This is a genomic window from Runella limosa DSM 17973 (assembly GCF_000482465.1).
Taxonomy (GTDB): domain Bacteria; phylum Bacteroidota; class Bacteroidia; order Cytophagales; family Spirosomataceae; genus Runella; species Runella limosa.
Map to the genome: position 1 here is coordinate 1 of NZ_AXVJ01000044.1, position 22,328 is coordinate 22,328.

Sequence of the window (22,328 nt, forward strand, 5' to 3'; positions counted from 1 at the left end):
ATGAAAAATTTAACTCAAAATAAGACAAAAATCTGTGCTTGAAGTCTCTAACTTTCTATCATTTACGTGTCCAATAATTAGCGGTTAGCACACTACTGATTTTGCATTAACGAGCTTTCCCTTTCCTGTTAAGTTCTACGCATGTCGTATTAAGGCGGAATATTGGGTCAAATAGAAAGCATAAAAAAAGCGTCTAATTCGCTAAAAATAAGCAAATTAGACGCTTTAGAGTGGGCCCAGCAGGGCTCGAACCTGCGACCACCTGATTCACTTTCCTCTGGTTTCCCAAAGTAGTAGGACTATCTCACCACCCTTTCCGAAGACTTTCGAAATTAGGGTGAGGGGCGTTAGTAGAAGCTTATTGGTTGGTTTCCTCACTTCTTAGTCTCTGCACCTTCCAAGTTACTCTTAAACCTTTCACTTGGCTTGGCTCAGGATTACCATCGACGCAACTCGTTAAGGCTTCCCTGAATTAACCCCTATTCCATCTTTTGCTTACACAAAAGCGGCACCATTTAAAATTCTTTGAACATTTTCAACGCTAAGTTCTGGATTATGTTCTTCTGCATGACAGTTAGAACATAACAGCACACACTTATCAGCTTCTTCTACAATGCTCTCCCATTTTTTATTAGAGAGAATTCGGGCATCAAGTTTAAAATGCTTTGTTGTAGAATCTAGATGATGAAAATGTAATGCAGCCAGATTTGCGCTATAACCGCATTTATTACATTTCCCTCCAAAAATTCGGACTAATTCCACTTTTCGAGAAATTGATCGAAGAGTTTGAGAGTGATATGTATTTGTCTGTTTTTTTACTCTGTGATAATGGTCTTTTTGCTTACATGTATTACTACAGTACTTTTGCTTTTGACCATAAATCTGAGTTTGACAAACAACACAAACGCGGTTCATTAATTCAAAGAACTTTTAATTGATGAGTCAGATGCTCTAACCGACTGAGCTATGGGCCCTAAAAATACCTATTCGGTATTTTGTGGGTGCAAAAGTAGAAAATGAACTTTACATTCGCAAGTAGGTTGAACGCATTAAAATAAAAAGCTACTACTTATTGCTCCAGAGGAGCTACATCCCAGTAACAAAAATAAATATGGAAGTGATAATTCACCTTTTGCTACTAAGATTTCACCTCGCTGAGGCTTCTTGCCGACCGTTTGCCTTCACCCTGTCTTCGGGTTTAGGCTGTGCGTTTTTGATGGCTACTTGCGTTGGTTAATAAATAAAATCTGTTTCGTGTAAAGTAGTTTCGCAAAACCACCACACATATTTCGACGAATTTAGCAGGTTTTGAGAAACCTGCTGCACAAATGAACAACCTGCCACACACGAATGAGTAACCCGCTGCACACGAGAGAGCCACTTGCTGCATATTTAGGTATTTTTTTCTTAGTTTAGCAGCCTTAAACCTATGATGACTTACTTTTATGGCAAAAAAACTTCCTGCGGCCTACGCACATCCGTATGCTTTCGATGCTCGCTTTAAAAAATCTGCGGTCTATTTTTCAATGGAATTTGCCATTGACCAAGCCCTCAAAACGTATTCGGGTGGTTTGGGCTTTTTGGCGGGTTCTCACATGAAAAGCGCGCACGATTTACGTCAAAACCTCATTGGTGTCGGGATGTTGTGGAAATTTGGCTACTACGACCAAATGCGCAATTCTGACAATAGCATGATGCCTCAGTTTCGGGAAAAAATGTACAGTTTCTTGAAAGATACGGGCATCCGCTTCCAAATTACGATTGCCAATAAGCCTGTGTGGGTAGCGGCCTATTTTCTCGACCCCACTACTTTTGGTACAGTTCCGATGTTTTTCTTGACCACCGATACCGACGGCAACGATACTTGGGCGCGTCAAATTTCGTATCGGTTATACGACTCCGACCCTGCCATCAAAGTGATGCAGTGCATGGTCTTGGGAATTGGAGGGGCGAAATTTTTGAACCAACTCGGTTATGACCCCGACATTTACCACTTGAACGAAGCCCACGCCGTTTCGTCGGTCTTTTATATGTACCAAAAATTGGGCAAAAAAGAAGCCGTTCAGAAGAAGTTTGTTTTCACTACGCACACGCCCGAGGAAGCAGGGAATGAAAAACATGACATTCACTTTTTGAACGATCTTAGCTTTTTTGCGGGTCTTAAATTAGACGAGGTCCGCAAGATTACGGGCATTTCCGACAATGTATTTAATCACTCTTTGGCCGCGCTTCGATTGAGTCACCAAGCCAATGCCGTGTCAAAACTTCACGGGGAAGTGTCGCGGCAGATGTGGGGTTGGGCCAAAGATATTTGTGAAATTACCCACGTAACCAACTCCCAACACAAAGCCTCTTGGGCGGATGCTGACTTAGAAAAAGCCCGCGAAAAAAGCGATTTAAAAGCCCTCGAAAAGCGTAAAAAAGCGCTAAAAGGGCAATTGTTTAAAACTGTAGCCGACCAAGCAGGAAAGCTCTTTGACCCGAATGTGCTTACCATCGTTTGGGCTAGACGATTTGCGGGTTACAAACGCCCCGATTTACTCACCCGCGACCAAGAACGCTTTGACCGAATTATGCGGAATAAAGACCTGCCGATTCAGTTTATCTGGGCAGGGAAGCCTTATCCCAAAGACGAGGGCGCTATTCAGACGTTTAATCATTTGTACTACCTGAGTCACCTCTACCCCAACATGGCGGTGCTGACGGGTTATGAATTGGCCTTGTCGAAACAGCTCAAGGAAGGCTCGGACGTGTGGCTCAATACACCCGTGGTAACGCGGGAAGCTTCGGGTACGAGCGGGATGACGGCGGCGATGAACGCCAGTCTCAACTTTTCAACCTACGACGGCTGGGTGTGCGAATTCTCCCGCCACGGCGAAAACTCGTTTATTGTCCCCGTAGCTTCTGATCACAACCGTGATGGAGAGGATATTTCCAACATGCTTGATATGCTCGAAAACGAGATTTTGCCGCTTTATTACCAACGCCCCAAAGACTGGTATAAAACAGTGTTGACAAGCATGAATGAAGTAGGAGATTTCTTTAACGCTGACCGCATGGTGGCGGAATATTACGAGAAGGTTTATAAGTAATTAGGAATTTACAATTACGAATTATCTAAATAACAAAAGGGCTGTTTCTTGCGAAACAGCCCTTTATCATTGGTGCAAACCGTTATTAATCTACTTTTACTACTTTCAGGGTTGCTTGTTTTTCAGGGGTTATCACTTGCAAAAAGTACATTCCGCTGGCAAGATTTCCAACTTCAAACTCTTCTTGGTGGGTGTTGGTTTCGGGCGTAAATTGTCGGTGCAAAATTTTCCGACCCGCAGCGTCTAACAGCGTTGCTTTCACTTCTTTGCCTTTGCTGTCTTGCACCTGAAGACGGAGAAGGCTAGTCACTGGGTTGGGGAGGACTGCCAGCTCCTTACTATCCGCTGGCTGCTGACTGCTATCTGCAACTCTCGCTGCACCCACTCCAATACCGTCTTTCGACTGGATACGGAACCAATATTCTTGGTAAACCAACACGTTTCCTTGGGGTTTGCGGGTCGCAGGATAGATGCTTCCCCAGCCTTTTTGATCCCAATAGCGAACGCTCAGTTTGTACAATCCTTTGGGTAAGCCCGCGTCATAAACATTCGTTCCTGCACCATTATCTTCGTAAAAACCATACGCAGGGTGGTTTTGGGCGTACAATTCCGTAAAACCATCGCGATTGCCGTACATAAAGTAAGGAGCATTGTTTTCGTGGGTGTTGTACGAACGTACCACGCCCGTCTCTGGAGTAGCTCTCATATCAAACGTCAATGAGCCCTCTGTTCCCAAGGCACAAGCATCGGCATAAATAGTCCAGTACCGTGGTGCCATTTTGTTCACATTTTCTGCAAAATACAAGGTTGGGTTTTGCTGGGTACTTTCCTCCAAAGACGGCCCGCCATCTGAAGTGATAAATTGGCTTTGCCATTCACTGCGGTTATTCGATGCTTTAACCGCTGATTTACTTTGACCAATATTGATAAAAGTCAAATCAAACGCTTTCCATCTTACTGTTTTAGCAGCACTTTCACCACTTTCGCAGCCTCCTGCAAATACACATTTTGCTTTAAACGTCTGTTGGGTTACGTTGTTGAAAGCTACCTGGAAACTGTTTTCATTGACACCCGTATTCCAAAACGCTTTACTACCCGCAGGACAATTGGCCGAAACCGTCACAGTCGTTCCTGTACAAACAGCGGCTTGTGAAACCGTAATTGTTGGAGTTGCAACTTGTGATACAACGGTAAAGGTAACCACTTCACTCTTGTCGCTTAATTTATCGTCGGCCGACTTACAACGAGCGTAGTAAGAAGTAGTGGCTGTAGGAGTTTTGGCGGGCAAATTAGGCAAAGCCTCGTTGGTAGTGGCATTGTACCACACCACCGCAGAACTTCCGCAATTGGCAGTACCTGAAAAATCAACAGGAGTTCCGCAATTACCCATCGGAGAAAGGCTCACTGTTGGGGCAGGTGCTGTGCTACGGTAAAAATAAACGTTGTCAATCCATACGGTTTTACCACCACCTTCACCCACAAATATCAACTGAGCAACGTGGGCTTTTGAAGCCATACCTGTGAAATTGCTTAAAGGCACGTCAATTGAGAACCATGCGTTGAAGGTCGGATTGAAAGACAACTCGTGTTCGGTATCATCACCACCACCGAACGTACCATTGGCACCAAAATCCACCAATTTCACCTTGAATGTACTCGCATTAGCCGTCCATACATCCGCGTGGAAACGCTCCATCGTTGTGGCATTCACCACGGGGCCTGGGCTATGAAACTCCACCCCTGCAAAGGTCAGGTTACTGTATTTCTTGGTCGCATCTCCCGCAATCATCACGTCCGACACATCCGCCATGTCCCACGGTGCCGACCATGTATCTACGGCGACATTGGTATAAGCATTGCTGAACAACGAAATCACGTTCGACGACGGTTGGGTAGGCATTGGGGCCGCCACCATTGGTTCTACTGGGGGTAATTTGTAAAAATAGACGTTGTCAATCCACGCCGTTTTACCATCACCCACAAAAATCAATTGCGCGACATGCGAACGAGAGGTCATGCCCGTGAAGTTGCTTAATGGTACATCAATCGAAAACCAAGTGCCAAGCGTCGGCGTAAACGACAATTCGTGCTCGGTATCATCGCCACCGCCAAATGCACCATTGGCACCAAAATCCACCAGCTTTACTTTAAATGTTCTTGCTGTAGCCGTCCACACATCGACATGAAAACGCTCCATCGTTGTGGCATTCACCACAGGGCCTGGCGTATGAAACTCCACCCCTGCAAAGGTCAAGTTGCTGTATTTCTTGGTCGCATCTCCTGCCACCATCACATCCGACACATCTGCCATGTCCCACGAGGCTGACCAAGTATCCACGTTTGTGTTGGTATAAGCATTACTAAAAAGCGAAATCACGTTCGACGATGGCTGCGTAGGCGTAGGAGCGGCTTCTGTAGGCTCGCTTGCTATGGGCGTTGTTTTGTAAAAATAAACGTTGTCCACCCATACGGTTTTACCACCACCTTCACCCACTAAAATCAACTGAGCAACGTGGGCTTTTGAAGTCATTCCTGTAAAACTACTCAACGGTACATCTATGGCAAACCATGTGTTAAGGGTTGGCGTGAAGGACAACTCGTGTTCGGTATCATCGCCACCTCCAAACGTACCATTGGCGCCAAAATCCACCAATTTCACCTTAAATGTACTGGCATTAGCTGTCCATACATCCGCGTGGAAACGCTCCATCGTCGTAGCATTCACCACAGGGCCTGGCGTATGAAACTCCACGCCTGCAAAGGTCAGGTTGCTGTATTTCTTCGTGGCGTTGCCTGCCACCATCACATCTGTTACATCCGCCATGTCCCACGGTGCCGACCATGTATCTACGGCGACGTTGGTATAAGCATTGCTGAACAATGAAATAACGTTCGACGACGGCTGCGTCGGTGTTGGTGCTGCGACCATTGGTTCAGTCGGAGCTTCACTTGTTCGGTAAAAATAAATATTATCTAGCCATACGGTTTTATCTCCCCCGCCCACAAAAATTAACTGGGCAAGGTGTGAACGTGAGGTCATATTGGCAAAAGCAGTCAATGGTACGTCGATAGCAAACCATTCTCCCAACGTTGGCGAGAACGATAACTCGTGTTCGGTATCATCGCCACCACCAAAGGCACCATCCGCGCCAAAATCCACCAATTTCACCTTAAAAGTACTGGCATTGGCTGTCCAAACATCCAAGTGAAAACGCTCCATGATACTTGCGTCCACTACAGATCCTGGCGTATGAAATTCGACGCCTGCGTAATTTAGGTTCGAATATTTTTTGGTGGTATTTCCCTCAATCATCACATCTTCTACCTCCGCCTGATCCCACGAAGCCGACCAAGTATCGACTGCGAGGTTGGTGTAGGCATTACTAAATAACGATTTCACATTGGCCGCAGGATGCGTAGGTGTAGGGGCAGCTACGGTTGGCTGAGTTGGGGGTAACTTATAAAAATAGACGTTATCAACCCAAACTGATTTATTACCTCCATCCCCTACAATGATTAATTGCGCTAAGTGAGCACGCGAAGTCAAGCCCGTAAAATTGCTAAGAGGCACATCAATCGAATACCAGTTGCCCAATGTGGGCGAAAAAGTCAATTCATGTTCGGTATCATCGCCGCCGCCGTAAGTACCATTGGCCCCAAAATCGACCAATTTAAGCTTAAAAGTACTGGCGTCTGGCGTCCAAATATCGGCATGAAAGCGCTCCATCGAACTGGCATCAATCACTGGCCCTGGCGTATGGAACTCTACACCAGCGTACGTAAGGTTGGAATATTTTTTGGTTGCATTTCCAGCCACAGCGACTTCTTCTACATCGGCCATGTCCCAAGATGTCGACCACGTATCCACCGCAACATTGGTGTAAGGATTGCTGAACAACGAAATCACGCGAGAGGCAGGCTCAATTGGCGTAGGAGCCGCTACAGTTGGCCCCGCCAAGCTGGTTTCTTGTTGGAATACCCGAACGTAGTCCACGTACATCCGTTGGGGGAATGTAGTTGTTTCATTCGGATTTCCTGGCCAATTTCCTCCTACTGCAACGTTAAAAATAAGAAAAAATGGGTCATTAAAAGGATAATTTCCCGTGATGTTTGCCCTTGTGACAGTAGTAACGAGGTTATCATCTACGTAAAACTTGATGATGTCTCTTTCCCAAACCATTGAGAATACGTGAAAATCTTGCGAAAAATCACCCGATGGCATTACATAATTTGCGGGTAGATTGGTTGACCCACCTCCTGGAGGTGCCCAGTGAACGGTACTGTACATTTTGTTAGGTTCATGTCCCAATAGCTCCATGATGTCCATTTCACCACAAGCAGGCCAGCTCACTTGGTCAATATTTTTCCCAAGCGACCAAAGCGCAGGCCAAACGCCTTGCCCTTTGGGTAGTTTTGCCCGAATATCAATGCGGCCAAACAGAAAGTCGCGTTTGCCTTTGGTCAACAAACGAGCTGAGGTGTATTCGTTGTTGCCATAACTTTCTTTTCTGGCTTCAATGACAAGATTTCCGTTGTTCAAAAAAGCGTTTTCGGGGCGATTGGTGTAGTACTGCAATTCGTTGTTTCCCCAGCCCGACCCACCAATGTCGAAACCCCAGTTGGCAGGGTCGATGGTAGCTCCGTTAAATTCGTCACTCCAAATCAATCGGTACCCTGGAGGCGCTTGCCCCCAAGCCCTTCCCGTCGAAAAACACACTAACATCCCAATGAGCATCGCACTGAGACAAAAAACATGGCGTACATTGTTTTTCATTTTAAAAGTAACAGTTAAGGTAAGAAAATCAGAAATCATAGGTTAAATGCGAGACGCGTCGCTAATTGCTCGCAAACATTCAATTTTTTCTCATTTTATTACCAAAAACTACTTGGACATTAACTGGACAGGGCAAAAATTGGGTTCAAAATCCAGTTTTTTGAGTTGTTAGAACCCTCTCAAGTAAACTGCTAGGTCGTCTTTAGGCGTTAGGTCTAACCGTTTTTTAAGTCGGTAGCGGCTTTTTTCCACCCCAGTTACCGATATATTCAGGATAGCCGCCAGTTCCTTATTTGTCATATTTAGGCGCGTAAGTGCGCACATTCGAAGGTCGTTCTGAGTAAGCGATGGGTGTTTTTTTAGAAGTTCGGTTGTGAAATTTTGATTGACTTCATCGAAATACAAGGTAAACTGCTCCCAACTTCGTTCTCCTTCAATTTCGGTTTCAATCGTCTTTTTAAGGCTTTTGAGTCGTTTAATTTTTTCTGTTTCTTCTACGTTCCGAATGTCTTCCAGTTGCTCTACAATGCTGATAAGGATTTCATTTTTATGTGCCATTTGCACGGCCGTTGCCATTAGTTCCGTATTTTTTGACTGTATTTCGGTTTCTAATTTTTCGTTTTGCAGGTGCAAAATGGCTTGTTCTGCCGCTAAATTTTCGTTGGTCAGGGTTAAAATGGCACGGTCAGATTCCAGCACTTTTTGTTTTAATGCCATTTCGCGGCGCGAGGTATATATTTGTAAAATCAACCTAGCCAAGGCCAAAGTCAGAAGCCCGATGACTAGCTTAAACCACCACGTTTGCCAAAAAGGAGGAGTAATGACAATGGTCAGCGTTTTTTCATTGCTCCAAACGCCATTATTATTGGTTCCTTTCACTCGAAACACGTAGGTGTCTGGTTCTAAGTTTGTGTAGGTGACGAGTCGTTGGTCACTGTTCGCCATTCGCCACTCACGGTCAAAACCCACCATCTGAAAAGCATACTGGTTTTTGAGTGGGTCGGTAAAATCAAGGGCGGCGAACCCAATTGAAAATACGTTATCGGCATACGACAATTCTACTTCGGAGGCGTGCTCCAACGGGTTATTCAAAACGGTGCGCCCATCGGGCAACTTTCCTGTTGGAACGGATTGGTTAAAAAGTTTAAAGTCAGTCAACACCAATTTAGGCGTTTTTTTCAAATACCGCACTTCTTCGGGACGAATCAAGCTCAAACCGTTGATACCTCCAAAGTAAAGTACCCCATTGTCGCTTCGTAAACCCGTAGCTTGGTTAAATTGGTTAGAAGTCAGGTAAGAGTTTTTGGTAAAGTCAAAGTTAAGCCACTGGTTCGAGTCAACCTCAAAACGGCTGACACCCCGAAACGTACTTACCCATAAATAACCCTCTTTGTCTTCCATAATTCCCATGACAGCATTGGAAATCAAGCCCTGTTGCTCCGTAAAATGTCGAAATTGATCATTGCCAAGCCAAAGATTCAGTCCACCGCTTTCGGTACCAACCCAAAGCCGTCCTTTAGAATCCTGAAAAACACACCGAATATCATTGGCAGATAGGCTCTTAGAATTTTCTCTTTCATGCTGAAACCGTTGGCATTTCGCCGTTTTTGTATCAAAAATATTTAGACCTTTGGTATCGGTACCTACCCAAATTTGGTCATTTTTATCTGCAAAAATCACCATGATATCATCACTCGAAAGGCTGTGAGGGTCTTTGGGATAATGGTTAAAACGGGTGAATTTTCCCTGTGCTACATCATCCAATCTAGCCAAACCTCCTCCCAAAACGCCCACCCACAACCGCCCCGAACGGTCTTCCGTCATTGTCCATACGTTATTTCCTCCGATGGTAGTATGGTCAGTTGGGTTAAACCGAAAATGTTTAAAACGTTGCGTTTTGGGTTCAAAGTAGCTCAAACCATTCTCAAAATACCCCAACCATAAACGTTGACGGGAGTCTTCAAAAATGGTTTTGACCACGCTTCCATAGCCTACGGGCTGGTTGGGGATGGGCGAAAAAGTCTTCAGGCGGTTGTCAAACCTATTGAGCCCTCCGCCGTCGGTACCGATGTATATTTGACCATTTTTGGCCTCGCAAATACTCAAGACCGAGCGATGGCTCAGTTCCCCCTTTTTGCTACCCGTTTGAGTAAATGTTTCAAAACGCGTTTTATGCGCTTTATAGACGTTGATTCCCCCATTAAACGTCCCAATCCATACGTTTGCATCGCGGTCAACGAGGATATTCAGCAAAGCATTTGAGTTTAATTTTCCTTGCATTTTTCCGTACTGAACCGAAGAAAACGTCTCGTTTTTTAGATCAAAAATATTCAAACCACCTCCATCCGTTGCCAAAAGCAGTTCGCCGCTCGGAGCCTGTACAATCCCCATGACGTTGTTGGAAGAAAGGCCATCCTTCATTGTGTATCGACGAACCTCTAAAGTAGTTAGGTTGATTTTATACAAGCCAGACCCCTGCGTTCCGACCCATAAGTTTCCTTTTTTATCGTTAAAAAAGACTTTTCCAAAACTCTCAAAATCAGTGTCGTTTTTCGCGCTTGAATGGAATTGATGAATGCTTTTTTCATCAAAATAATAAACGCCTTTTCCACTGGTTGCCAGCCAAATTCGACCTTGGTTGTCTTGGCTAATGTTGGATACTTCGTTGAAGGCCAGCGGAGAATTTGACGCATCAAAATGCCTCATTTTCTTTACTTTGGGCTCATAGCACCATACACCCGCCCCAATCGTTCCAATCCAAATGCGGCCTTTTCGGTCTTCAAACAGGTGCTTAATCCATTTTTTTTCCAAAGGTTTAAATGATAATTCATTGCTCAAATTTCTGAACTCACCCGTGTTGGCTTCCCGCAAATTAAGCCCTTCCGTTTGTGTCCCTACCCAGAGATTCCCCTTGGAATCTTCCAAAATGGCGTGCACACTTTTTCCTTGAAATGAAGGCATACCACTCCCCGACTGCCGAAAAACCCGACACTCATATCCATCAAACCGCACCAAACCATCTTTGGTACCCGCCCAAATAAAACCTTGCTGGTCTTGGGTTAGACAAAATACGGTATTGTGTGGCAACCCCTCAGTGATGGTCAGGTAATCAAACTGTTCAAAATTTGTTTGCGCTAACGCTGTTTGCAGAAAACCTACAAATACAAGAAAGATTAAACTTCGGAGCATTGAGTCAAGTATCAAAAGCGAAAGGTACTACGAACATCCGTAAACGACAAAAGGCTGCCTCCGAAATGGAAACAGCCTTTTGCAAAAATTGTTTTAAAGCGATTATTCTACTTTCACCACTTTCAAGGTGGCTTGTTTTTCCGAAGTTGCTACTTTCAAAAGGTACATTCCGTTTGGCAAGTCATTTACGTCAAACTCCTCTTGATGTGCATTGGTTTCTGCCACAAACAATCGGTTTTGTACTGTACGCCCAGCAGCATCCATCAACGTCGCCTTTACCTCTTTGCCTTTGCTATTGGCTACTTTGAGACGAAGGATTTTTGAAACTGGGTTTGGCATAACCGTTGCAAAAGAGGCGTGATCGGTCATCTGTTGTCCGTTGTCCGAAACCGCCGTCCTCACTCCCCCTACACCTACCCCATCTCTCGATTGTATTCTGAACCAGTACTCTTGGTAGGTTAGTACATTACCTTGGGGTTTACGGGTTGATGGATAAATACTTCCCCAGCCCTTTTGATCCCAATAACGAACCCCCAACTTATACAATCCTTTTGGTAAGCCAGTATCGTAGGTATTACCTCCTGCACCATTGTCTTCGTAGAAGCCGTAAGCAGGGTGATTTTGAGCGTACAGCTCCGTCCAACCTTCGCGGTTGGCATACATGAAATACGGTGCATTGTTTTCGTGGGTATTGAGCGAACGTGGTACACCTACCTCAGGAGTGGCCAACATGTCGAACGTCAACGAACCATTGGTCCCCAAGTCACACACATCTGCGAAGATTGTCCAAAAACGTGGTGCAGTCTTGTTTACATTCTCCACGTAGTACAGCGTTGGGTTGGTTTGAGTACTAAATTCTAGCTCTGGCCCTCCGTCACGGGTGATAAATTGACTTGTCCAAAGTGACTTATCATTGGCGGCTTTTATGCCTGATTTAGTTTGACCAATATTAATGAGGGTTAACTCAAAAGCTTTCCAAATTACCGTCATACGAACACTTTCTGTACTTTGGCAACCGTCGGTAAAAATACACTTAGCCCAGTAGCTTTGCTGCGTTGCATTACTAAACGCCACTTGGAAACTATTTTCGTTCACTCCAGTGTTCCAGAACGCCTTACTACCTGCTGGACAATTGGCCGAAACCGTCACTGAAGTACCCGTACAAACGATGGTGTTTGAAACCGACACCGCTGGTGCGGTGTTCACTGGCGCTACTGTGAATGTCACGACATTACTCTTCTCACTCAAACAACCCGCATCTGTCTGACAGCGCGCATAATAAGATGTCGTTGTTGTAGGGCTCATTGCTGGCAAACTAGGCAAAGCCACGTTTGTCGCCGCGTTGAACCATATTGTTGTCGTTCCTACACAGGTCGATGTACTCGTCATCGGTACAGCACCACCGCAACTACTGGTTGAATTTAGACTCACAACAGGCGTTGCTAAGGTTGTTACGGTCCTCAAACTCATCGGAGCCGATTCGGTTTCAACACACGATGGTGTTCCGTCCGCTTTTCGGCAACGAACGCGGTAATTGTGAACGAGGCCATCTACCAACTGCGTAGGCACTGTCGTACTGTAACTATCCCCATCAACCGAATACAAAATTATTTCCCCAGCGGCACAAGTGGCATTGAAGGTGATGTTTGTTCCAGGCAAATCACAGAGTACCTTCGACTCACCCGCCGCCACTGTAACACCATCGGATACCAAAGACACATTTTGTGGAATCGATGCTCGGTAATTGATTGTCAATGTAATAATTCCTGTATATGTCGTTGGACAACTCGCATCGCAAGCCGCTTGATAGTGGTGGGGTTGGTTGTTGGATGACTGGGAAACTGGGGCTGTAGATGACCAAGCGCTCCAAGCGCCACTGCCTACTTGTACCCGCCACACTGGATTTCCTACCACGCACGAAGTCAAAACCGTAAACGCCAAACTATTCACAGGGTTCGCATCAATGTCACAAAAAGTTTGAGTATTTCCTTCGTTTAAAATCTGTTGCTGGGTTGACAAACTAATTTCTGGTTTGCCTTGAACCGTCACCGTTACGGAGGTTCCTACGTTCGAGCTACATCCATTGGCGTCGCTCACACTCACTAATGTGTAGGTGTAAATTCCAGGAACGCTCGTTGGAGCTGTCGTCGTAGCAGTATTCCCCGTTGAAACCAATGACGTTTGAGGTGTACCGTTGATTTGGTAATTGAAGGTATAAGGCGATGTACCGTTTGCCCCCGTAAAAGTCACCATTGGTGCTGCTCCCGTGAGACATACTGTCGTTGTCCCCGCTATCGTCGCCGTAGGCAGCGGCGTATTTACGATGGTGCCTGTACCATCTAAAGTAGCTCCGCCTCCGCTCAAACTTACGTTGCGGCCGCTGGCGTTTAGACTGCTCAAGCGTAGCAGAAGGGTTTCGTTAACTTCGTCTTTACAATCTCCGTTTATCGTAACTGTTACTGTTTTTGTGGTTTCACCCGCCGCAAATGTTAGGGTGCCTGACGTACTTACATAATCATTATCGGCTATGGTAGCAGTGCCGTCAACCGTAGCATAGTTGACTACTACTGTGGCATCGGAAGGATTAGAAAGGTTCAAGTTAAACGTCATGGTCGTTGTTCCTGTACTTCCCTCAAACACCGATGGGCTTGAAACGGTCAGCACACTGGCATCGTCGTTGGTAATAGTGCCAGTGCCCGAGCCATCCAAAATTGCCGCGTTTATAGGATCACTTAACGTCATTAAGATGGTTTCATCTAGCTCAACCGTGTTGTCACCGTTCAAAACCACCGTGATGGTTTGCGAAAACGCTCCTCCTGCCGTAAATGAAGCCGTTCCATCCGCAAACGTTTGATAGTCTGTACCCGACGTAGCAGTTCCTCCAGTGATACCATATTTCACCGAACACGCATTGGCATTGACCGTACGAATTATGGTGAAAGTCAAGTTCGTAGTACCGCTATTCCCTTCGGTGATGGTTACATCGTTGATCGAGAATTGAGTATTTACAATTTGAATGGCATAATCCTCTACTTCTCCGTCAATCGCCAGACCTTCGGGACTTAGCCCACCAGTGGAACTGATACGGAAACGGGCAAAACTATTGCTTGGCGTTGCGCCTGCAGGAACAGGGAAGGTCAAGTTATTAACACCTGCACTCACTGGTGTGCTAATAAATATTTTTTCGCTTACCTCAAACGTTCCGTTGTTATCAAAGTCCACCCAAGCATCAAGATTACCCGCTGCGGAGGCATTGACTACTACACTGGCTGTGGTGTTAAGTACCAATACCGATGGCAGTGTCACGCCATCATCGTCAGTACCATCACCCGTTGCAGTTGGATTTGGTTGTCCGTCTAAGTCCGCATCTACCACCAATCCTAAATGAATACCTCCTGGGGCATTTGCGTGACGTGGGCCATTGCTTGCCGACAATGTCTTGTAGCTATCAGGCGCGTCACCCCAATCTAATTCGTCGTTTTCGATGGTGCTTGTTTGTGATGTTCCCCCTACGGTCACTCCCGAAGGTGCTCCAGAAATTGCTCCCAAAGCGACCACAAAGTCCTCATTGGTTTCAATTTTCAGATCTCCATTGGCTTGTACGGTGATTGTTTTGGTTTCATTTGCCGTACCTGCAAAGGTCAAAGTCCCATCGTTGTCAACGTAATCATTGTCAGCCACGGTTGCTGTGCCATCGCTTGTTGTATAGACTACGGTGAAACCACCTTGTACGGCATTTGTCAAGGTAGCGGTAAAGGTATAGGCGACTGTTCCCGTGTTGGTTTCAGGTTTTGACGTTCCACCCGTCAAAGTGACCGTTGAGGCATCATCGTTATTGATAGTTCCCGTACCTGTTGCCGTACCTAGAATGACGTTACGGCTCGGGGCGGATAAACTATTCAAAGCTACGTTGAAGATTTCGTTGGCCTCTACTTTGGTATCAGGTGTAATAGCCACATTCACGGTTTGGGCAGTGGTGCTGCCTGCCGTAAACGTTACTGTTTGGTTGGTTACGGCTGTGTAGTCGTTGTCGGCGGTTGTAGCAGTACCATCAGAAGTACTGAAATTCACAGTTACATTTATGTCAACAGGATTACTTAAAGTCACCGTAAATACCTGCGGTGTGACAGCTTCGCTCTGACTCACATTGCCTGCCAATGATACCGTTGCTTGGTCATCGTTGGTGATGGTGGCAGTTTGAGGAGTTCCAGCAATCGCTATTACAGCTGCTTGAGTAGCACTTGTTGCACTAATTGCCCCTAACGCAGCCTCAAACGTTTCGGTAGCTTCTACCAAATTATCACCTAGTACATCTACCGTCCACGTTCTAGTTTCACCAGCGGTTCCAGTAAACGTCAAGCTACCATCGTTGTCGGTATAGTCTGTTCCCACTGTTGCAGTGCCATTTCCAGTAGCATAGGCGACTTCGAAACCACCTTGTACGGGAGCTGATAGTGTGGCCGTGAAGGTATAGGCAGTATTTCCGCTGTTGCCTTCATTTTTGGCAACACCTCCCGTTAATGTCAAAGTAGCAGCGTCGTCATTGTTGATAGTCCCCGTTCCCGTTGCGGTGCTGATGGCTCCGTTGGTTGGGTTTGAAAGAGTAACAATCACCGTCTCATTGTCTTCCACGACCACATCACCATTGACTACCACCGAGATGGTCTGCGTTAATGAACCTCCTGCGGTGAAGTTAATGGTTCCCAAAGCAAATGTTTGGTAATCACTTCCCGAGGTTGCTGTTCCGCCTGTGATGGCATAGCTTACGGACGATGCCGTTGCATTGGAAGTTCGGTTGATGGTGTAAGTCAAATTGGTTGTTCCGCTGTTTCCTTCAGTGATAGAAACATCGTTGATAGAGAACTGATTATTTAAAATAGATACTTGATAATCTTCCACTTCACCGTCTGCGGCAAAGCCTGTTGGAGATAGACCTCCTGCGGTACTAACTCGGAAACGGGCAAAGGATGTACCCAAAATTGCACCCGCAGGTACATTGACAGGAATAGTGTTAGCACCAGCCACTAAGTTTGCTCCATTCGCTACTTTTTCGTTGGCATCATCCCAATCGCCATCACGGTTAAAGTCAATCCACGCATCTAGCTTAGAAACCGCCGAAGCAGTCACAGTGACGCTGCCTGTGGTATTGATAATAAATGCACTTGGTAACGTGACTCCATCGTCGCCCGTAGCATCGCCATTGGCGGTTGCGGTAGGTTGACCATCCAAATCAGCAGTCACAGTAGCCCCCAAAAATACGCCTCCTGGTGTGAGCGTATGATGGGCACCGTTGTCAGTCAATGTCGTTGGGTACGAACTGGCAAAACCACTTTGGCCTGTCGTAGGCGCGTCGCCCCAATCTAGTTCGTCGTTGTTGATGGTTCCCGTTTGTGATGTTCCACCCACGGTCACTCCCGAAGGAGCGCTGGTAATTACTCCCAAAGCGACCACAAAATTCTCGTTGTTCTCAATTTTTAAATCTCCGTTGACTTTTACGATGATTGTTTTGGTTTCACTTGCCACGCCAGCGAAGGTCAACGAGCCATCATTATCAATATAATCATTATCAGTGACTGTGGCAGTGCCGTCGTTGGTGTTATAGGTGACGGTTAATCCCCCTTGTACAGGATTGTTCAAGGTAGCGGTAAAGGAATAATCCACCGTACCCGAGTTGCCTTCTGCTTGCGCAATAGCCCCCGTGAGGGTGACTGTAGCGTTATCGTCATTGGTAATTGTACCAGTTCCTGTAGTGGTAGCGCCCAAGCTTACACTTCGACCTGATGCTGACAAACTACTCAACGTGACGTTGAAGGTTTCGTTAGGTTCTACAATATTGTCATTTGTTACAGCTACATTCACAGTTTGAGCTGTAGTGCTACCTGCAGTGAAAGTTACCGTTTGGTTGACCGACGTGTAGTCGGCTGATGTTGTTGTGACATCCGTCGTGGCAAAATTCAAGGTAACGTCCACATCCACTGGATTGCTCAAACTGACCGTAAATACCTGTGGGGTGACAGCTTCACTTTGGCTTACATTGCCTACTAACGATACCGTTGCGGCATCATCGTTGGTAATGGTAGCCGTTCTAGTCGGGCTACCACTCAGGCTAACAGAAGATGACAACGTACCTGATATTGAACCAATAACGACTGTAAACTCTTCGTCCAATTCAACTTTTAAATCTCCATTGACGAGTACCGTGATGGTATGTTTTTCTCCCGCCGTTCCAGTAAATGTTATTGAGCCATCATTATCTTGGTAATCGCCATCGGCTGTCGTTGCTGTACCATTGTTGGTATTATAATTAACGGTAAACCCTCCTACTACCTCTTTGTCTAAAGTGAGGTCGTAGGCATAGGCAACTGTTCCCAAAGCGCCTTCATTTTGTGCTGCTACGGTACTAAAAGTCAACGTAGCGAAATCTTCGTTGGTAATCGTTCCTTGTCCTTGTCCGTCCGAAATTGCACCATTGCTTGGCGCCGAAAGATTCACAAAAAAGCTTTCGTTAGGCTCTACTTTATTATCTCCATTTACGGCAACAGTTACTGTTTTGTCTGCTTCTCCTGCGGCAAAGGTTAGTGTACCACTCGTGCTCGTATAATCATTATCGGCGGTCGTAGCGGTGTTATCGGCAGTGGCATAGTTAATGGTTTCGGCCGTGGCTGTGCTGGTACGATGTACGGTAAACGTAAAATTGGTCGTTCCTGAATTACCTTCATTTGCCGTCACATCATTGATAGAAAACTGAAGATCATCGTCGTTTATTGTTCCTAAACCTTGGGCATCTGAGATTGTAATGTTTGAGCTTAAAGTGCTTACTCGATTGCTTAAATTGACAAAGAAAGTTTCGTTGGCTTCTCCTACTGCATCTCCAATGACTGGAACGGAGATTGTTTTTGTCGTTTCTCCAGCGGCGAACGTAAGCGTACCATTGGTGGTTGTATAATCAGTACCAGCGGTGGCTGTTCCAGGAGCTGTGGCATAATCTACAGAGACAGTGGCACTCACAGGATTGCTTAACGAAACTGTAAATACAAAATTTGTAGTGCCTGAATTTCCTTCCGTTTGAGACACATCGTTGATGGTGATTGCAGCGTTGTCATCGTTCGAGATACTACCAATACCTATATCCGAGTGAATTATATCCCGCCCAGAAGCCGCTAAACTGCTAAAAGCTACCGAGAAATTTTCATTAGGCTCCACTAATACGTCCCCATTGACTGTGACCTCAAAAGTATGAGATTCCCCCGCGTTACCAGTAAAGCTGAGTGTTGCATTATTCGCATTATAATCTAAACCAGCTACTGTTGCTGTTCCATTTGCCGTAGCTATATTGACTGTATATGGTACATCCACCACTTTATCAGCAGTAACCGTAAATGTGAAAATTGTTGTACCACTATTCCCTTCCGAGTTCGATACATCACCAACGGTTAGTGTAGCTTGGTCGTCATTGGTAATCGTTCCTACGCCCGTTGCATCAGTGATGATGACCCCATCAGGCGCCCCCGAAAGCACGACATTGAAGGTTTCATTAAGCTCTACGATGTCGTCGGAATTGACTGTTACAGAAACTGTAGCGTTGAGGTTATCACCTGCCGTGAAGCTCACTGTTCCGTTAGAAATAGCCGTATAATCACCGTTATTAGCTGAAACCGCTGCTGTGTTTACGGTTAGGCCAAAAGTTCCTGAATTATCACTACGATTCACTGTAAAAGCGAAAACAGTTGTTCCGCCTCCTGAGCCCTCAGATTTCGTAACATCATTAATGGTTATCAACGTAGGGGTTCTAAAGCCAAAGTCTAGGGTAGTGTTATTTTCAACAGCACCTCCAGTATAATTCAAGGTAATGGCTTGACTAGCAATGGAACTGTTGATGGCGTCTTGGCCATTGTCATCGTTGTCGGTATTATTCTCGGGATCAGGAGCGATGCCCCCTGGGCTTGAAATTAAACCATTGAGTGGTTTGCCCGCCCCAAACTCAGAAGACGGAATTTGGACAATGTATTTGTCAGAACAGAGATTAGGGAAGTTATATAACCCTCCTCCTGCGGTAGTAGTATTGGTAATGTACGTATCACCAGCATCCAAACTCCCAGGCGTACTTCCATTGTCGCGGTACAAGTTGACCAAAACACCGTTGATGCCCAAATCACCACCATCAAATAGGCTGTTTTTGTTGACATCTTGATACACCAAATTTCCCAAGGAGTGTTTCATCAACTGAGTCACGGTAGCGCTTATGGGTGCGCCAGCTACCTCATCGGTCAAAACATCACCAAAGTTACTTCCTGTGACTGTGCCTTGATTAGATATTTGACACTTACCTAGGGGCAGTGGGTCATCAATTGTGACCCGAAACTTGATGGTGATGCTTTTCTCCGCAGGCAATAAAAATCCACTCACACCACCTACTGATACTTGATCTCCCGAAAGCACTACAGACTTGCGGGCAGTTTCGTCGAGGGCTTCTTGAATCGCTTCTGCGGTAGGAGCCGTAGCTTGGTTATCAATTTCTTGTTTTGACACTTCAACCACTTGGGCTACTTCGGCCGTTTCAGTTTGTGGGCGGTCGATAGCAAGGGGCTCGACTGCAATGCGGACGGGAGCATGGCTGGGAACATTACACGTAACCCCAAAAGTAACACCCGTCGTATTGGGGCCATACGCAGTCGTTGTACCGTTTGTATTGCTATTTGAGTTGCCTGACCAGTTAGCAGCAATATCTGACCCTGACCCTGGCCCTTGTAACATAACAACCGTAGAATTGAAGTGACGCACCCGAAAAGCCCGTGGGTAACCTGTGGGCAAAGTGAGCGCATTGCTACGAATATGACCGCACATTGTATTAGCGTCACCACCAACATTATCTCCCAATGTCAACATAACCCCTTCAAGGCCCGCTACAGTAGTCGTGGAATTAGTAACATTATTACTTTCAAAAGTAACATCCAAACGCCCACTGGCGGTACTTGCATTGACTGCCGTAAAATCTATGGGAAGATCGGTGTTAGAAGTGACAATGCTAGGATTATTCTTAAACTCAAGAATGGCTTGTCCATTATTTTCGTGTAAAACACGCACCCCCGCAAAGATCGTAGCCGTTGAGTTATTATTCGTAATGCTGGTATTGTTGTTGGTACGGCCATTGAGGTCGGAGGTACTAAAAGTAGAAGCAAGAAAGGCTACTTCCCCCGAAGACTCTATGACTGAGTTGTTGTTAACATTATAGTTCATGGTCGCAGTAGTACCATTTGAGCCTACTTCGACCCCCGCCATCGCTCCACCAAAACGTTGCACACTACAGCCCGTCATGTTGAAGTTCATGGTAGAATTGTCTTCAGCAAACACTTGAACCCCTTTACTTCTAGCCCTTTGAAATAGATTATTGGTCAATGTAACTGTGGCAGTAGCTGTACCCTGCGTACGCATTTCGAAACAGTCTGCCCCAACTGGCGAAGAAGCGGTGTTGTTCAACGTACAGTTGTTAACGGTTAAAGTCAAATTCCCCGTTGTATTTATAATGTGGCAGATTCGGAAAGCGGAGTTCTGAAACGATGAATTGGTGATGGAACAAGTCCCTGATAAATTTCTGAACTTCAAGGCATTTTCTTCATTCAAATTCCCATTATTAGTCGCTGTGCAATTATTGATTGTCAAATTGCTCACGCTCAACCCCATGATACCATGTTCTTCAGTAGCGCCAATGTCAATATTATCTAAAGAAACTGTACTTGCTATATTCATGTAAATAGCAGCAAAACAGGCGTCGACATCATTCTCGTCACAAGCTCCATCGCTCCCTCCGTCACTTGTGGTATTGGCAGAAGGTAGATTCATGTTCTTCAGCGTGATGTTTGTAACATTTCTTAACTCCACACCATACCCTGTGATACTCGATAGCGTTCCGCCAGAAGCATCCGTTGTGCCTGTTCCTGTTACTTGGAAGCTACCCGTGGTGGCAGTTAATTTTATTCCCACGGCGGCATTGGAAGAAGAGACACTTTGAATGATTGCATTCAGAGCCCCACTGTTGAAATTGACTGCGGTTCCCCCCGTATTGGTGATGCTCACCTCACGAACGACAGCAGTGGAGAAACCATTTCCTTGTAGAGCAGTTCCGCCAGTATTGTTGATGTTTACCCCCCGCACTTCGTTGTTCGATTGCATATTGATGGTATTCCCTGCCTGATTGATGATTGGGCGTGTACCATTTATGCTAGGAATACTCACTCCACCCATGGGTGGATGTACCGAAAAAGTCACCCCAGCCAAGGCTGCAAGGTTGTCCCCTACTGCCCCTTGACCAATCAGGTTTTGTTGCGCCAGCAAGACAGTACTTGTCGTATTGGTATAAGTGCCAGTATATACGAAGATGTTGTCGCCTGTACCATCCAATGCACTACCATTGAAGGCGTTCATGTTATTGAATGGCGAATTGAGACGCCCATCGCCATTCGTACTTGCACTAGCATTGACAAACCAAATCATGCCCGTCACCGTAATAGTTACTTTGCCTGTTACGCTAAAAGTACCATCTGTAACGGTGTAGAGAAAGGTGGTTTGCCCTTCAAACCCTGGAGCAGGGTTGAAAGTAAAGCTTCCATTGGAGTTATGTGTAACATTTCCTTGCGTTAATGACGCGTCTATTCCTGTTACTTGGAGCGGTTCTCCATCCAAATTAACTTCATTGGCCAACATCCCAGTACCTACTGGAACCTCAATAGAAACGTTTCCTACGGTAGAATAGGAGTCATTGACCGCAATGGGTGATGAGTTAACCGAGCCTGGTACAAGTGTGGTATTGGGATCAACAGTATCGGTAAATTTTACGCCCGTGGCATCATCCACCGTCGATGCGTTGGCAATTGTTATGGTATATTCTAACACATCCCCTGGCGTCGGACCAGTGGTACCGACATCGGTTCCTACTTGGGTTGCTGTTTTTAAAGCAGAAATAGAGGGCGCTAACCACCAGGTTTTTACCTGGGCAGCGACATTTGTTTCATTGGGGGGCGGCGCTAAAGGGCTGAGTATCGGAACTTTTCGCCTTGTATTAAGATTGGCCTTAATGTTTCCTTTAGCCATTTGTTCTTTAGAAACTGTAGCAGTATTTAGCTGATATTTTTCTTCAGGGCGCGAAAAAAAGGGGATGAGTACACTGAGCAATAGACTCACCGTAATGGGGATAGCGTTTTTCATGACGTATTAGTTTTTCAAAAATTGAGTAAACACAAATTAATTAATCAAAAGTAGTCGAAAAAAAACCAAAA

5 protein-coding genes are annotated in these 22,328 nt (G+C 45.7%); 1 reads left to right on the forward strand and 4 read right to left on the reverse strand.

Going from position 1 to position 22,328, the window contains the following annotated elements; all coding sequences use genetic code 11:
* Window positions 1-495 precede the first annotated feature (495 nt).
* The gene (locus K339_RS37670) at window positions 496-915 is read right to left on the reverse strand and encodes a hypothetical protein (protein ID WP_211243778.1); all 420 of its coding nucleotides are present in this window, start codon (window positions 913-915) and stop codon (window positions 496-498) included.
* Between the two features lie 530 nt (window positions 916-1,445).
* Here K339_RS37670 and glgP point away from each other — a divergent pair.
* Window positions 1,446-3,092 carry an alpha-glucan family phosphorylase gene (gene glgP / locus K339_RS0104670; protein WP_028522579.1) on the forward strand — a complete coding sequence of 549 codons (1,647 nt, stop codon included), beginning with the start codon at window positions 1,446-1,448 and terminating at the stop codon, window positions 3,090-3,092.
* 85 nt (window positions 3,093-3,177) lie between these two features.
* On the opposite strand, the gene K339_RS35735 is transcribed toward glgP, so the two are convergent.
* From K339_RS35735 to K339_RS32555, 3 genes are all read right to left on the reverse strand, one after another.
* Window positions 3,178-7,866, reverse strand: a complete 4,689-nt coding sequence (locus K339_RS35735; protein WP_051397807.1) for a family 16 glycosylhydrolase — start codon at window positions 7,864-7,866, stop codon at window positions 3,178-3,180.
* Between the two features lie 168 nt (window positions 7,867-8,034).
* Window positions 8,035-11,055 carry a two-component regulator propeller domain-containing protein gene (locus K339_RS0104685; protein ID WP_028522580.1) on the reverse strand — a complete coding sequence of 1,007 codons (3,021 nt, stop codon included), beginning with the start codon at window positions 11,053-11,055 and terminating at the stop codon, window positions 8,035-8,037.
* Window positions 11,056-11,157: 102 nt separating this feature from the next.
* Entirely contained in the window at window positions 11,158-22,257 is an 11,100-nt protein-coding gene (locus K339_RS32555) for a Calx-beta domain-containing protein (protein ID WP_037299244.1), read from the reverse strand.
* Window positions 22,258-22,328: the final 71 nt, after the last annotated feature.